This window comes from Limnospira sp. (assembly GCF_051859755.1).
In the GTDB taxonomy this organism is placed as follows: Bacteria; Cyanobacteriota; Cyanobacteriia; order Cyanobacteriales; family Microcoleaceae; genus Limnospira; species Limnospira fusiformis.
Genome location: NZ_JBIMLI010000036.1, coordinates 1 through 15,294, shown reverse-complemented (window position 1 = coordinate 15,294; position 15,294 = coordinate 1). Strand labels below are relative to the sequence as shown.

Here is a 15,294-nt window from a genome sequence, read left to right as displayed (position 1 = left end):
TGGATTAATCAACTCTCCTTTTATTGTAATACATTCCCAGCAGATGATCCGCTAATTCTTGGGGATTTTGGGTAAAGTAAAACTGAATTAATCCGGCGGCTTCCGATAAACCGATCGCATCCCACCCCCGCGCCACCCGTTCAATGGCATCACAGACGGCACTTTCTGGCAACTTAAACACCATCCCCGGACTACCGATATCATAAAGCAGCCGAGATAGGGCGATCGTGCGTTGTTCACGCCCCACAAATTCAGCGTATTCTAAGCAGGCTGCTACTACAATTTCCGGGGGTAAATTCCGCTTCTGGTTGACTCGGAAGGTGTAATATTTAGAGTCGCCAGCCCTAGTAATTAAACCCAATTCGGCAAAAGGACAATCAATCGAATCCTCACTCACTTGATGATTTCGGCTTTGTTTAACGTACATCCTTAGCAGACAGCTAACATCTTTATTAATTGAAGAATCAGCCAGATTTTTTTTGAGAGTTTTCCCATAGTCGGACACCGCCAAGAACAAATCATTTTGGGAAAATTCCACCCGCCGAAACTGATTAAAAGTGTAATGCCATGCTGCCGCGTCGCAGGGGGGTTTGAGCAAATTCCAGTGTAGCAACCACAGAGAAGCTGGATCTTCCAAAAACGGATCCCAGCCGTCATCTTTTAAAAGATTTTCGCCGAATACTGTAGGGCGATCGCCTTCTAAAATCTTAAAGGCTTGACACCAATAACGAAGCGATCGCACCATATTTTTCCCCACACCGAGACGCACTGGCGCATCTTCCGCCAAAAATACCCCAGGATCTTCCTTAGCTTTATCAAAACCCTTTTTCAGCCAGCCAAACCGAGGGTGAAAGGTCTCGTGACGGGCAAAAACCGGATTCACGCTTTGGGGTGGATCGATGATATGACGATTGAGGCTGGTTTGAATCACGATGGTTTCCGGTGACGTCTGGTAAACAAAACCCTTATTGTTACCCAGTCTGTGCCTGGGCGATCGGCCTGAGCAATAAAATTTTACATTCTTAACTCAGGGACTGGATCAGCTTGTTATAGCGGTTCGGTGGACTCATTATGTACTTTTCAAAGCCCCTCTCCCTTTCTGGGAGAGGGGTTTGGGGTGAGGGCGTATTCCTTATGGACATGAGAAACGCTATATGTCCATCGTCCATAGTACCGCGCTGGAGCAAAAAGTCAACCTACCGGCGGCTATAGAGACCCTGCCATCGTCCTCCTATTCCAGAAGCGGTAGAGTTCACACCAGGGCGATCGCTTCAATCTGTTGGCGGATCAACCGGGTTTTCCCGAGGCGATCGCCCTTGGTGGGGAAAAATTTCTCCTGCCATGGCTTCTCATCCTGACGATTTAGGTACAGAATACAGACATTTGTATCCAGTAAATAAATCACTCGATTTCTTCCCTCACCTGATATTCCCCTGGGTCATATCTGACCAACGGTTCATCGGCTAAACAGCCTGCGGTTTGTTCAAAAAATCCCGGAGGCCAGCCTAATTCGTCTGGGGTTTGAGTGGCGGAAGGTGGAGAAGCGGATTGATAGATAACAGCTATCTCTAACTCTTGATTCGCTAAATCTTGAGGCACTTGTAAAATAACTTTTCCTTCCCCATCCGCCCGGATTTTGAGTTTGATAATTTCCATCGTATATTTTGCCTGTTCAATTGATAGATTTTGAACAAATTATAACCAGATTTTATGTGACCTTTTGCACCAGGGGTACGCTGGAGGTTTGATCACCCGCCAGGTCTTCCCACTACTTAACCCTCAACGTGCGATCGCCTTAATGGAGGATTAAACGTCACTGAAGACAGTTTTTTTCCATTGGTCAATCACAATCAACCGCATATCTCGGAGTGTTTCCCCACAGTGCATATCCCCCTGTTCACAGGTTCAAAAATCTAAGTTTTTTCTCTGCCTTGGACTAAAAATTGAGGGATAACAACGGTGTAAGTCTGATTGGGTCTAAGGGGCGATCGCCTTCTAAAATCTTAAAGGCTTGACACCAATAACGAAGCGATCGCACCATATTTTTCCCCACACCGAGACGCACTGGCGCATCTTCCGCCAAAAAAATACGATCATCTTTTTCGGATTGATCAAACCCCTTTTTTAGCCAGCCAAACCGAGGGTGAAACGTCTCGTGACGGGCGAAAACCGGATTGGGGGACTGGATACTTGAAGGGCTTTGAATCATAATAGTTGTAGACAGCGGTTGCTATTGTTATCATTAATGATAGCCTATAGATAAGCGCCAAATTGAGCAATGGTAATGGGAAGTGATGAAAACTCGTCGGACTCGTAGTCAAGAACGAATTTTGAACAAACTTAAAACCCTGAGGCGATCGCTTTCGGCTCAGGATCTGTATATGGAAATGCGTAAAAATGACCAGGCTATGGGACTAGCCACAATTTACCGTTCCCTCGATGCACTGAAAAAGGAGGGTTTGGTTCATGTGCGGCTATTAGGGACTGGGGAATCTGTTTATGGTCTGGTACAGGAGGATGAACACTATCTGACCTGTGTTGAGTGTGGTTACTCAATTGTGATTGATGAGTGTCCAGTGCATCATTTAGAAACCACCTTACAAGAATCCCACCATTTTAAGATTTACTATCATACCCTGGAATTTTTTGGTTTATGCGATCGCTGTGCTAAGAACAGCAAATCGTGATGGTCTCCACCACCAAATCACTCGGATTTTTTCGGCTTATAGGTAGAAGCCACCTGTAGTTCTTTTAACTGTTTTTGATCAACCCCAGACGGTGCATTGGTAAGCAAACAACGGGCTTGTTGTGTCTTAGGAAATGCAATCACATCTCGGATCGAATCTTCCCCAGCTAATAGCATCACTAAGCGGTCTAAACCGTAAGCAATACCGCCATGGGGGGGTGTTCCATATTCAAAGGCTTCTAATAAAAAGCCAAATTTATTGTAGGCTTCCTCCGTAGATAAACCGATCGCATCAAACACCTTCTCTTGAATTTCCCGCTGATAAATCCTGAGACTACCGCCGCCAATTTCCGTACCATTTAGCACCAAATCGTAAGCCTGAGCCCTCGCCGTTTTCAAATCGTTAATATCATCAGGATGGGGAGAAGTAAAGGGGTGATGGATAGCTTCCAGGCGTTTTTCATCCTGGTTCCACTCAAACATAGGAAAATCCGTCACCCACAGCAGATTAATTTGGTTCGGGTCAATCAATCCCAACCTGTTACCAATCACTAATCGCAGTCTGTCCAAGGTTTTATTAACCGTGGCTACATCCCCCGCACCAAACAGTAATAAATCCCCCGCTTTAGCATTAGTGCGCTGCAGAATTTCCGCTTTTTGGTCATCACTCAGGTTATCTTTAATCGCGCCGATAGTATCGATTTGTCCATCGGCTTTCACCCTAATATAAGCCAATCCTTTCGCCCCGGCTTCGGTGGCTTCTTTAAACAAATCCCCACCGGGTTTAATTTGCACATTAGAAATCAAATCATTTCCCCCAGGAATCGGCAGGATTTTCACAATACCCCCCGATTTGATGGCGGCGGAAAATACTTTAAAACCGGAATCTTTCAGCAGGTCAGAAACATCAGCCAGTTCTAAGCCAAAGCGGGTATCTGGCTTATCACTCCCATAGCGTTCCATCGCCTCACTATAGGTCATGCGCGGGAATGGGCGGGGTAAATCAATATTTTTGACAGTCTTAAAAATATGACAAACCAGGTTCTCATTTAAAGCGAGAACTTCCTCCTGAGACATGAAACTCATCTCCATGTCTAATTGAGTAAATTCTGGTTGTCGGTCAGCCCGTAGATCTTCATCCCGGAAACAGCGGGCGATCTGATAATAGCGATCGAACCCGGAGACCATCAGCATTTGTTTAAACAATTGGGGAGACTGAGGAAGGGCGAACCACTCCCCGGGGTTAACCCGACTGGGAACTAAATAATCCCGTGCGCCTTCGGGAGTCGATCGCGTCAAAATTGGGGTTTCCACCTCAATAAAATGTTCTTGATCTTCCAGGAAGCGCCGCATAGCCTTAATCACCTCATGGCGCAATTGTAGGTTACGGGTCATGCGTTCCCGTCGCAGGTCCAAATATCTATACTTGAGGCGTAATTCTTCGCGGACCGATTCGGTATCATTACTAGATACCAGGAATGGTAGAGGCTTTCCTAGTCCGTTGAGGATCTCGATTTCATCAGCATATACTTCTATATCCCCCCCAGGTATTTTGGGGTTGATGGACTCTTCGGGACGCTGTGAAACCCGACCAGTGATGCGTAAAACGTATTCATTACGGACAGAAGTAGAAAGGCTGTAGGAATTAGGGGTGCGTTCAGGATCGCTGATAATTTGTACCAGACCACTGCGATCGCGCAGATCCAGAAATACCACCCCCCCATGATCGCGATAGCGATCGACCCAGCCGCAGAGGGTGACTGTTTCTCCAATATTAACACTTCTTAGGTGTCCGCAGTAGTAGGTTCTCATGGTTATCGCGGGTAGGTTCTCAATTGAAAATTTTAGTCTCGCAGTGTACCAGTATACGAGATTATGCTGAAAACTCGCACTAATTTTTTAAGCCAACTTCTAAGCCAACTTTTTAGGTAATTTGACCGTAAAACAGCTACCCTGACCCTTTTGGGATTTCACATCAATACTGCCATGATGGGCGGCGACAATTCGGGATACCAAATGCAGTCCTAAGCCACTTCCCGATCGCTTATGGTTTCCTTGACGAAACCGATCAAAAATAATGGCGCGATCGCCATCAGACATTCCCTCTCCGGTATCCTCAACTTGTAAAATTATCTCAGGTGTGCCATGGGTCGGCGTGGCTGCTACCTTTAGAAGGACGGTAATTTTGCCCATATCTGTAAATTTCACCGCATTTCCCAACAAATTCATCACCACCCGCCGCAATTCTAAGGGGTCTCCCACCATTGATATCCCCGCTTCCACCTGGTCTATATCTATGGTTAAGCCTTTTTCCATAGCCAGGGGGGTCAATTCTTCCACTACCTCTTTGACTAATGCACTCAAGTCTAGGCTAGAGAAGGCAATAGTTTTGCGATCGGCTTCATAGCGATATACTTCCAGTAGGGTATTTACCATCTGTAGCAGATTTTGGTTACTGCTAATCATAGTAGCGATCGCCTCTGACATTGTTGGGGTCACTTGTCCTAATGCACCCTGCTGGAATAGTTTTAACATTCTATCCGCCGCCACCAGGGGGGTCCGTAGGTCGTGGGTGAGACGAGAGACAAAATCTTCCCGTTGGCGTGCCATTTGCGCCTGTTCATCGATACTATGTTTAAGTCTGAGTAGCGATCGCACTCTGGCTAGGAGTTCGTCAATTTCTACCGGTTTACGGATAAAATCGTCCGCCCCCGCGTCCAGTCCTTCCACTACACTAGACTGATCATGGGCTGTAATCAATAAAATCGGGATAAATGGCAGATTGGGATTATTGCGGATACGGCGCGTCACTTCATACCCATCAATTCCCGGCATCATCACATCCAATAATACCAGTTGGGGGGGCTTCTCTAATATCGTTTTTAGGGCTGACTCCCCGTCCGGTTGACAATAAACCGTGTATCCCTCGTCAGCTAACATGGCTTCAATCAGAAATAGATTTTCTGGGGAATCATCAACCGCTAAGATATTTGGGCGGGAGTGTGTTGAGGGTACAGCAGAAGAATACATAGTTATTGTATTTTGTCAGAAATTATCCAAAAAGCTAAAGTTTGCCACACTATCGAGTCCGTTTAGACCACCTTAACAGTTAATGGGTCAAATCGGGTTGAGATACTCCCGCCTTGTCTCTGAGATGATGACCCATCTCCTATTAATGATACAATCATTGTTTCGTGGCTGACAATAACTCAGGGTCAGCCTCCTACCAGCACATTATGGCAGATTTTGCCTAGTGCTGTTTTCCGACAAAGCAGTTACAACTCCCCTAAGATTGATTTACTGGTATTGATAAAATTTTCTGGAGGTAAAATCATGAAAAAAATTCGGGTGGTTTTAATTGAAGATCATGATTTAACTCGTGTGGGTTTAAAAACAGCCTTACAACAGAGTGAACAGGTGGAAGTTGTGGGGGAAGCCTCCAACGGTCGCCAGGGTTTACAAGTGTTGAAATTGACTCGACCTGATGTGGCAATTGTTGATATTGGTTTACCTGATATAGATGGCATTGAATTAACTCAACAGTTTAAAGAATATCTGCGGGTAAAAGGGGGACAAAATACTAAGATTTTGATTCTGACTATGCACGATAATAAAGATGCTGTGATGGGTGCTTTTTCGGCGGGGGCAGATTCTTATAGTGTTAAAGATGTGAGTATCGATCGCTTAATGGAAGCTATCCAAGTCACCAGTGAAGGCAATTCCTGGATTGACCCCGTGATTGCTCGCACTGTCTTACAACAGGCTCAAAATCTACCAGGTGAAAATAAGGATGCGGCTACTGTTACTATAAATGCCGTTGAACCAGAGTATAAAGAATTTTTATCTACCTGTCCCCTAACTGAACGGGAATTGGAGGTCTTAGAATTGATTGTCGGCGGACGCAGTAATGCCGAAATAGCTGAAAAGTTATATATCACTGTGGGTACAGTTAAGACTCATGTTCGCAGTATTTTAAATAAATTGTGTGCTGACGATCGCACTCAGGCGGCGGTCAGGGCTTTACGTTCCGGCTGGATTGAATAATTGCCTTAATTCCTATTCCCCACCCCCTCTGGCTTTCTGCGATTGTCTCCTCTCTAATCAAATGGGTTTTACCCTGTTGACACTATCGGTTGATTTATGTTAATCAGCCGCTTTTTAGGTGCGTTGACATCAAATCTTGACATAGGTATTTTTATACTTCCCTAGATAGAGGATAGATGGGGGTATTGTATATTATAAGTTATTGAGTATGGAATGGGTAACTGTAAATCGGCTACCATCAAATTCCGTGCCATCTCGATGATACTAATAACCCAGATATAAGTTAAGAGTTTTCCCCCTGGCTTTGTCTGGGTAAATTGCAGAAAATTTGGTTGGATATTGTCAACAAAATGACTATGAATATTTATGATAGTGTAATCCCCCAAAACCCGGCTAATATCCTGATAGTAGATGACTCCATAGATGGCAGATTATTAGTAGAAATTCTGCTGCAAGATGCTGGCTACAACGTGCAAACAGCCGAGAGTGGTCAGGTGGCATTGCAGATGGTTGAGTCATCACCGCCGGACTTAATTATCTTGGATTTGATGATGCCAAAAATGAGCGGTTATGAGGTGATAAAAATCTTGAGGTGTCAACCAACCATCCCGTTTATTCCGGTCTTGATTATGACGGCTTGTGGCTATTTGGAAGAAAGAGAACAGGCACAGATTGATGTGGATGGTATCATTTACAAACCCATTGATTTGGATTTATTATTGTCTCAAGTGGAGGGGTTGTTAAAGAAGACAAAAAAGCCTAGAAATGAATATTGTCTGGGTTCCTATGGTTGAGGTGGAGATTGCCAGCCTAAAATCCGGTAAACATCAATCAGTTGCTGTTTGCCTTTGAGAGGAATCAATCCCCAAGATTCTACCTCAAATACATCGGGAAGATAGACTAAAGTTTGATAAGCAATGAGGATGCGACAGGGTTCAGACTGTCTATCTTTCTCACAACTTTCCAGGCGAGAGGCAATATTAACGGAATCTCCCAACAAGCAATATTCTAGTCGATCGCGACTGCCTAAACTGCCAGCAACTATCGGTCCGGTAAAAATCCCAACTCTCATTTCAATAACGGGTAGATTTTGGGATTGCCAAAGTTTATTTAACTCCATGAGACGATCGCCCATTTCCAAAGCACAAGCCACCGCCGCATAGGCATCTTGAGCAATTTCTGCCTCCGTAGTGCGGGCGATAGGAACGCCAAAAGCAGCCATAATCCCATCTCCCATAAACTTGTTGATAATACCTCGATGACTATGGACACATTGAGTTAAGGTAGCCAGATACTCATTCAGCCATTCGATTAATTGTTCTGGGGGTATTTGCTCGGAAATTGTGCTAAAATTGCGGATATCAGTAAATAGCATAGTAGCCACCAGTTTCTCCCCGGGTAACTTGCCATTAGTCATCAGGCGATCGCGACTATTCCATAAAGCCTTGGCGATTTCCGGGGAGGCATTTTGTCCGAGTAATCCCATCACCACCTGTTGCTGTCGCTGGGCGCGAAATCCCAGGTAAATAATCACAATCACAGAAGTAAACAGGAGAGTAAGGCTAGGGGTAACCATGGGAACCCAGACACTGTTTAAAAATAGGTAAAATCCCCCCATCCACAAAACCCCTAACATTAGTGGGGGGCAAAATATCCACACCAGGGGATGACGCACCACGACAACGACCATGACACCTACCACCCCCCAACCTATAGCCCAGACAAATTCTGCCCAAGGTGGCCAAAACACAAACAGAGAACGTTCTCCCGCCACCACATCTAAAAGTTGACTAACCATTTGGGCGTGAATTAACACTCCTGGCATTTTCGGGGAAATTCTGCGGCTGGGACTATAGGGAGTCAGAAATAGATCTTTTCCGCTGGGTGCGATCGTTCCGATTAACACGATTTTATCCTCTACCCAGGAGGAGGGGATGTTACCATAGAGAACCTCGCTCACACTCACCACCCTAGCCAAGGGTTTACGGGAACGGTAATCGAGGAGAATTTGATATCCTTGGTCATCAATGGTCTGATATCCGCCACTGGTGCGGTCAAGGGGTAAAAATTCCGCCGCCCCCCAACGAATATCATCAGGGTGAAGGGGGCTATTGGTGGGTTCTATTCCCTGTTTTTGCCAGTATCTGAGGGCGAGTCGCATGGAAAATGAGTAGAAGGGTTCGTCTTCAATGGTGGCTAACATTAAATTGCGGCGCACTACTCCATCAGGGTCTAGCAATAAATCATTGAATCCGACCCGACTGGGGGGGACGGTGGGAGGGGCGAGGGTTCCCTGAACTTCTGCATCTCCTAGGGCTTTGATGGTGATAATTTTGGGGTTGTCAAGCTGTTGGATTAATGATTGATGTCCGGGTTCATAGGGAATGTCCCGATAGATATCTAAACCGATCGCTTGAGGTTGTAGCTGGGAGAGGCGATCTAAAAGTTGGGCGATAACTTCATCAGATAAAGGCCAGCGATTGAAGGCGACTATATCTTCCTCGGTGATACCAACTATCAATAATCGCGGATCTGGCTCTAAATCGTTGCGCAACCGCACCATAATATCAAAGGCTATCAATTCGAGGGTTTGGAGTCCTCCCGCCTGTTTCAGGAGCAAAATTGCCAGGATAACGATCGCATTGGCGATCGCACAGGCGATAATCTCTTTGAGATCTGCGCGTTTGTTTTTGAAAACTTGCAACCACTTCCCACTCACGGTTAATCCCCATTTGGTCTAGCCATTCCCATTATTATTATTACCCACACGGGGAAAGACTGGGGGAAATTTAACCGGGGAATGCCGATATTTGTTATAATTACCCTAGGGCGAGAGTTGGCGCAGGCGGTTGCGGATTCATTAATTTGGATCTGAGGAAAGTCCGGGCTCCCCAAAGACCAGACTTGCTGGGTAACGCCCAGTGCGAGCGATCGTGAGGATAGTGCCACAGAAACATACCGCCAAAGGGGCTAATTTGGCTCACTGGTAAGGGTGCAAAGGTGCGGTAAGAGCGCACCAGCGATATCGTGAGGTATCGGCTCGGTAAACCCCGGTTGGGAGCAAGGTCGCAGGGATGACGGTTGGTCTTTTACCGATCCCGTTTATGGTGTACCGCTAGAGGTGTCTGGTAACAGACATCCCAGATAGATAACTGCTATCTTGATTGCTATTGGCAGTTGAGACAACAGAACCCGGCTTATGTCTGGCTCTTGCCTTTTTAACAACCCACAAAGAAAGGGGATTTCTCGGCGACGGGGAATTGTTAATCATCGGGAAATTGCCAACAGGATATTCTCTCGATATTTGTGCTTCCACAACTGGCGCAGTTTTCGTCCCAGGCTGAACTTACCCATTCGGCTTCACAGTCTCGACAATGACAGAAAACGTTATTAATATCGGCTTGGCGAATTTGCGATCGCCAAATTTCTAATAACTCCTGATGGTTGCTTGATGTATCTTCGGACATAAGTGATGATTTCTGGGTTGGGCTATTATGTCAATATGCTATAATGAGGGGCGCTGATTATCAAGGACAACCATGGCAATTTTACACCTGGAAAATGGGGTTACCTATACTGACCTAGAAGATATTAGGCGAGAACTTTCCGCTTTGAATGTTAACCTAAATAGATGGCCTGTGGGAGAAGATCCAGAAATTCGCCGCCTATTGGGTGAGGCGAGTTTGGATGACAACCAAAAACAACAGGTGCTACAATCTCTGGATGGGTATTTTAAGGAACTTCAGGAAACGGCTGGTTATCAGTCCAGGGATTTAATCGTTTTACATCCTGATATCCCTAACTTAGACGGCTTACTGGCTAAGTTTGAGCAGTGCCACACCCACGCTGATGATGAAGTGCGCTATATTATTGAGGGGGAAGGTGTCTTTGGTTTTGTGGGTGTTGATGGTGGTCAAATGGAGTTAGTCATTGAAGCGGAAGAATATATTAATGTTCCAGCAGGGACGGAACACTGGTTTCACTTGACGGATACTAAGAGAATTAAGGCGGTGCGCTATTTTAGTAATACGGAGGGATGGACCCCGGAATATACTAACACTAAAATTCGGATTTCCCGGGATTCGGCGGCGGCGGTTTTGGGTTGATGGCGCGATCGCACTGGGATTAGGTAAGATAAGGTTAGGGGGTTGTCTAGGAGGGAGGGTCAATGAGTCAATGTCTCAATCCTGACTGTTTGGCTAATAACCCACCTGATAGCAGGTTTTGTCAGCGATGTGGTGCTAAACTGTTATTAAAAGAACGCTATAGGGCGATCGCCATTATCGGTCAAGGTGGCTTTGGTCGCACTTTTAAAGCGGTTGATGAGGACAAACCCTCGAAGCCTCTTTGTGTGATTAAACAGTTTTTTCCCCAAGGGGTGGGGACTCAGGGAATTGAGAAAGCTAAACAACTGTTTGAACTGGAAGCGGTGCGTTTAGATGAGTTAGGACATCATCCCCAAATCCCCGCACTTTATGCCTATTTTACCCAGGATAATCGCCAATATTTAGTGCAGGAATATATCCCCGGTAAAACGCTGCTAAAGGAGTTGGAAACCCAGGGAAAATTCAGCCAGCAACAGGTGATTAATCTGCTGGGGAGTTTATTACCGCTGTTGGATTTTATCCATAATAAGCAGGTAATTCACCGGGATATTAAACCGGATAATATCATCAGAAGACACCCGGACCAGCAACTGATTTTAGTGGATTTTGGGGCGGCAAAATTTGCGACAGCGAAGGCTTTAACCAGTCCGGGGACTAGCATAGGTTCCTCGGGATATGCGGCACCGGAACAAACGTTGGGACAGGCTAACTTTAGCAGTGATATCTACAGCTTGGGTGTGACCTGTATTTATTTATTAACCCAAGTACCCCCCTGGCAATTATACAATGTTCATGATGGGGAATGGAATTGGCGCAAATATTTAGGCGATCGCCTAAATTCTCCCCTCGCAGATATACTAGATAAAATGGTGATGACCAGCAGCAATAAACGGGCTTCAAGTGCGTCGGAAGTCCGAGACGACCTGAAAGCATTGTTATCACCATCTACCGACTATAGTTTCCTAGAAAAGCTGCTGAAAAGTGGCAGATGGAAGGATGCGGACCGAGAAACCACCACGTTAATTTTAGCAGTAGCCCATAGGGAAAGTCAAGGTTATTTGGATATAGAGAGTTTGGGGAAGTTACCCTGTGATATATTCCGCACCATTGATCAGCTTTGGTGTCAATATAGTAATGGTCGATTCGGATTTAGTGTCCAGTATCGAATTTGGCAAGAAATCGGGGGTTCTACCAGTGCGGATATAGAGACTTATAAGCTGTTTGGGGAAAAGGTGGGATGGCGGCGACCGAATGACTGGTTATGGTACAATAACTTAGTGTTTGAAATAGACAAAGCACCCCCCGGTCATCTCCCGTCGGGGAGGGTGGGGGATATTGCGATCGCCAGTAGATTAATGGGGAAATTAGGAGGGTTTGGATTGACGAGAGTTCTGGCAATTATGGCAAAATTAGAGGAGTGTGGCATCGGCTAATCAAGACCTGAGCCAAGCCTTCCAAGCAAAATAGGGTAAAGCCAACATTCTCCGCCACCGCCAAGGTTCCTGATACAAACGATAAAGCCATTCTAAATGATGTTCACAAAACCAAGCGGGGGCGCGTTGTTTTTCTCCCCCCCAAATATCAAAACTGCCACCAACTCCAATCCACACAGCATCAGGACATAAATGGCGATTTTTAGCAATCCAAAACTCTTGACGGGGAACCCCTAAACCGACTAGAATTAATTGAGGTTGTAATTCCTGGAGACTGGCAAGCATTTCCTGTTCTTCGGAGTCGGACAGATAGCCGTGATAAGAGGCGATCGCCAAACCTTTAATCCGGTGCTGAAAATGCTCTGCGGCTTTTTGAGCAATGCCAGGTTTTCCACCATAAAAAAACACCAATCCAGAGGGTATTAGCTGGTTAAACTCATGGAGGAGGGTTTCGGCTAATTCAATTCCCGGACAACGCTGGATAGGGTGTCCTTTGAATTTTAAATAAAGCACCACCCCCGCACCGTCAGGAATTACTAGGTCGGCGTTTCGGATTAATTCGGCTAGGGGTTGATTAGATTCGGCGGCGATCGCCATTTCAGCATTGAGGGTGATGACATTAGTTCCCAAACCCTGACTCAGCCGCGATGACAGCCACTGGCTATAATTATCAGCCAGATGTACTGGTAATCCCAAAACGGGGAAAGTTGGTAGGTGTGTTTCTGGTGTCAATGAACTTGGTGCCATGGATTGAGTTAATTCCCTCACAGAAAATTATACCTGGCGATCGCTCTCCAAATTAACTAATTTCTGCAGTTTCGCTTTCCTGGTCTGGGAAATGCGATCGTCCGGTTGGCTCAATGGTTTGGTTGGCTCAAAAATAGCGGAAACGGTTTCCGTCCCCTGACGGGGAATTGGTAGGGTTGGACGGAGAACTGTAAAACTTCTAAAAAGGGGCATGACGTTGGCTCAGTTTCCGTCCCCTGACGGGGAATTGGTAGGGTTGGACCATAAGATTTAAACACACTTTAGTTTTGTATTCTTCTGAGTTTCCGTCCCCTGACGGGGAATTGGTAGGGTTGGACGCAATGCCGGAGAGGGCTACAGATACCACAGGACAAGTTGAGTTTCCGTCCCCTGACGGGGAATTGGTAGGGTTGGACTATGGTAAGGGAAGTTATGTGAGGGTAGTTATGTGAAGTAGTTTCCGTCCCCTGACGGGGAATTGGTAGGGTTGGACTCGGGAGAAGAAGGAGCTCCCGAACGGTAAGATAATCATGGTTTCCGTCCCCTGACGGGGAATTGGTAGGGTTGGACCATCTCAAGTCAAAGGGAAAATGGCACATCGAGCGAGAGGCAATGAAGTTTCCGTCCCCTGACGGGGAATTGGTAGGGTTGGACCAGGTGCAGCTGAAGGGATAACACCTAGGGCATTCCTAAGTTTCCGTCCCCTGACGGGGAATTGGTAGGGTTGGACACCAAGAAGCCCCTGGCTTTCAAATTGAGTCGTTCATGCTGTAATTGGTTTCCGTCCCCTGACGGGGAATTGGTAGGGTTGGACTCTGCCCCAATATGGGCAGTACCTTCAACTAGTCAAGTTTGAGTTTCCGTCCCCTGACGGGGAATTGGTAGGGTTGGACAGGAGATTATCATCTCAGAACAAATCGTCTCAGTGACCGGGGGGGTTTCCGTCCCCTGACGGGGAATTGGTAGGGTTGGACTCAACGGTCAGTTCTCCTATGAACTGTTCCTGAAGTTAATTTCTAACCCTGCATGTTTCCGTCCCCTGACGGGGAATTGGTAGGGTTGGACAGGGTACAGAGTTCGTATTTATGGAGATAAATACTAAAGAACCGTTTCCGTCCCCTGACGGGGAATTGGTAGGGTTGGACAGGAGGACATCAGAAATTCAGCAGCGATAGAAGCGGAAATCGCGGTTTCCGTCCCCTGACGGGGAATTGGTAGGGTTGGACATAGAAGCAGAAATCCGCGGTATCGCGGCTGAAATCTCGAAAAGTTTCCGTCCCCTGACGGGGAATTGGTAGGGTTGGACCCTATACCTTTGGAAACGTTGCAGTATGGGGTTTTCAAGGTGCGATCGCGCGAGACTACCTAGAAGGTGCTTAACAAAACTTTACAGGCTGTTTTTGTCGAAGCAAATTCCTTTGTTTTCACGTAAATTAATACTATCAGAGACAGCGCCAGACTGTCAACCCCCAAAAACAAAAACTTTTCTGTTGTTGGCTCCAGTTTACTTGAACGATCGCCCTATTCAAACTCGCGCGAGGTTATGAGAATCTGTAATATAACTTTACAAACCCCGCAACTATTACCCCCAAGGCAACAGAGCCATTAGGGAGTGTCGATCGCCTCTCAAAAGGGAAAGAATTATGAGAATCACCACCCACTGCAGCAGGCAGGTGGTATCCTAGAGGCAAGATTCCGCCCAAGTACAAATCAAATCGCCCAGGTGTGGGCTATGGTCTAGGGGTGGCGTGAGGTGTAGTTGGCTGTCGGGAAACCTGTCACCAAGATTAGCCACCAAATCAACGATCGCATCAGTAGTGCGACCCGAGAACAGGAAATAAGGCAAAATCCCAATCCGGTGATATCCTGCTTGTAGCAACTCCTGAACCCGTGACTCCATCCCCGGAGCCACAGACCAATAAGCCACAGAAGCGTTGATTTTATGGGCTAGGTGAGCGATCGCTTCATTTCCACCCGCGCGGCGACTCCCATGGGAAAGTAGAATCCAAGCATCAACATCGTAACCAATCATAACATTTTCCAGCAGTACAGACAACTGCTGGCGTTGGCTTCCCAGATAAGGTTGTAGGTGAATTTCTATCTCGGTTCCCAGGGATTTTTGGGCTAACTCCACCTCCGTGGGGATATCTTCTCCCACATGGACCCCAGGTAACAGAAACAACGGCAGAATTTGGACTCGATGAATCCCTAAACTCAGGCTATACTCAGCGAATTGGTGAATTTGTGCAGATAGCGGAGTCGGTCCCAACTCCAAAAC

Annotated in this window: 15 protein-coding genes, 1 other RNA gene and 1 CRISPR repeat array; of the genes, 6 read left to right on the top strand and 10 right to left on the bottom strand. The window is 46.3% G+C overall.

Features of this window, described 5'->3' with window-relative positions; all coding sequences use genetic code 11:
* Positions 1-4: 4 nt before the first annotated feature.
* The 4 genes from ACTIE0_RS08820 to ACTIE0_RS08805 form a co-directional block, all read right to left on the bottom strand.
* Positions 5-931, bottom strand: coding sequence for a DUF4007 family protein (locus ACTIE0_RS08820; protein WP_006623463.1), 927 nt, complete (start codon positions 929-931; stop codon positions 5-7).
* Between the two features lie 321 nt (positions 932-1,252).
* Positions 1,253-1,405 carry a hypothetical protein gene (locus ACTIE0_RS08815; protein WP_006623462.1) on the bottom strand — a complete coding sequence of 51 codons (153 nt, stop codon included), beginning with the start codon at positions 1,403-1,405 and terminating at the stop codon, positions 1,253-1,255.
* A complete protein-coding gene (locus ACTIE0_RS08810; RefSeq protein ID WP_006618799.1) occupies positions 1,402-1,656 on the bottom strand; it encodes a hypothetical protein in 255 nt (84 codons plus the stop codon). Before ACTIE0_RS08810 ends, ACTIE0_RS08815 begins: the two co-directional genes overlap by 4 nt.
* A 280-nt stretch (positions 1,657-1,936) precedes the next feature.
* Entirely contained in the window at positions 1,937-2,209 is a 273-nt protein-coding gene (locus ACTIE0_RS08805; protein WP_315639332.1) for a DUF4007 family protein, read from the bottom strand.
* Positions 2,210-2,294: 85 nt separating this feature from the next.
* Between ACTIE0_RS08805 and ACTIE0_RS08800 the strand changes: the two genes are divergently transcribed.
* Positions 2,295-2,687 carry a Fur family transcriptional regulator gene (locus ACTIE0_RS08800; RefSeq protein WP_006623460.1) on the top strand — a complete coding sequence of 131 codons (393 nt, stop codon included), beginning with the start codon at positions 2,295-2,297 and terminating at the stop codon, positions 2,685-2,687.
* A 17-nt stretch (positions 2,688-2,704) separates the two neighbouring features.
* On the opposite strand, the gene aspS is transcribed toward ACTIE0_RS08800, so the two are convergent.
* Together aspS and ACTIE0_RS08790 are read right to left on the bottom strand one after the other, a co-directional pair.
* Positions 2,705-4,498, bottom strand: coding sequence for an aspartate--tRNA ligase (gene aspS, locus ACTIE0_RS08795; protein ID WP_315639330.1), 1,794 nt, complete (start codon positions 4,496-4,498; stop codon positions 2,705-2,707).
* 99 nt (positions 4,499-4,597) lie between these two features.
* The gene (locus ACTIE0_RS08790; protein WP_006623458.1) at positions 4,598-5,716 is read right to left on the bottom strand and encodes an ATP-binding response regulator; all 1,119 of its coding nucleotides are present in this window, start codon (positions 5,714-5,716) and stop codon (positions 4,598-4,600) included.
* 303 nt (positions 5,717-6,019) lie between these two features.
* Here ACTIE0_RS08790 and ACTIE0_RS08785 point away from each other — a divergent pair, with 303 nt between their 5' ends.
* Both ACTIE0_RS08785 and ACTIE0_RS08780 read left to right on the top strand, forming a co-directional pair.
* Complete coding sequence (locus tag ACTIE0_RS08785) at positions 6,020-6,730, top strand: response regulator (protein WP_006670859.1); 711 nt, start codon at positions 6,020-6,022, stop codon at positions 6,728-6,730.
* Between the two features lie 350 nt (positions 6,731-7,080).
* A complete protein-coding gene (locus ACTIE0_RS08780) occupies positions 7,081-7,524 on the top strand; it encodes a response regulator (protein ID WP_006670860.1) in 444 nt (147 codons plus the stop codon).
* Here the strand turns inward: ACTIE0_RS08780 and ACTIE0_RS08775 are convergent.
* Positions 7,515-9,449: a CHASE2 domain-containing protein gene (locus ACTIE0_RS08775; RefSeq protein WP_439516881.1), complete on the bottom strand. Its 1,935-nt coding sequence runs from the start codon at positions 9,447-9,449 to the stop codon at positions 7,515-7,517. The genes ACTIE0_RS08780 and ACTIE0_RS08775 overlap by 10 nt on opposite strands.
* A 113-nt stretch (positions 9,450-9,562) precedes the next feature.
* Between ACTIE0_RS08775 and rnpB the strand changes: the two genes are divergently transcribed.
* An RNA gene (rnpB, locus tag ACTIE0_RS08770) (RNase P RNA component class A) lies at positions 9,563-9,945 on the top strand.
* Positions 9,946-9,993: 48 nt separating this feature from the next.
* On the opposite strand, the gene ACTIE0_RS08765 is transcribed toward rnpB, so the two are convergent.
* Entirely contained in the window at positions 9,994-10,197 is a 204-nt protein-coding gene (locus ACTIE0_RS08765) for a hypothetical protein (RefSeq protein ID WP_006623454.1), read from the bottom strand.
* A 72-nt stretch (positions 10,198-10,269) separates the two neighbouring features.
* On the opposite strand from ACTIE0_RS08765, the gene ACTIE0_RS08760 reads away from it, so the two are divergent.
* Positions 10,270-10,836, top strand: a complete 567-nt coding sequence (locus tag ACTIE0_RS08760) for a 1,2-dihydroxy-3-keto-5-methylthiopentene dioxygenase (protein ID WP_006670863.1) — start codon at positions 10,270-10,272, stop codon at positions 10,834-10,836.
* Between the two features lie 62 nt (positions 10,837-10,898).
* On the top strand, positions 10,899-12,269 hold the full coding sequence (locus ACTIE0_RS08755) for a protein kinase domain-containing protein (protein WP_006670864.1): 1,371 nt from the start codon (positions 10,899-10,901) through the stop codon (positions 12,267-12,269).
* Here the strand turns inward: ACTIE0_RS08755 and ACTIE0_RS08750 are convergent, their stop codons facing one another.
* Positions 12,270-13,016, bottom strand: coding sequence for a WecB/TagA/CpsF family glycosyltransferase (locus tag ACTIE0_RS08750; RefSeq protein WP_006670865.1), 747 nt, complete (start codon positions 13,014-13,016; stop codon positions 12,270-12,272).
* Positions 13,017-13,161: 145 nt separating this feature from the next.
* Positions 13,162-14,322: direct repeats of the CRISPR family, unit length 37 nt; unit sequence GTTTCCGTCCCCTGACGGGGAATTGGTAGGGTTGGAC.
* Between the two features lie 375 nt (positions 14,323-14,697).
* On the bottom strand, positions 14,698-15,294 hold a 597-nt coding region (locus tag ACTIE0_RS08745; RefSeq protein WP_439516880.1), incomplete at its 5' end, for a sirohydrochlorin chelatase.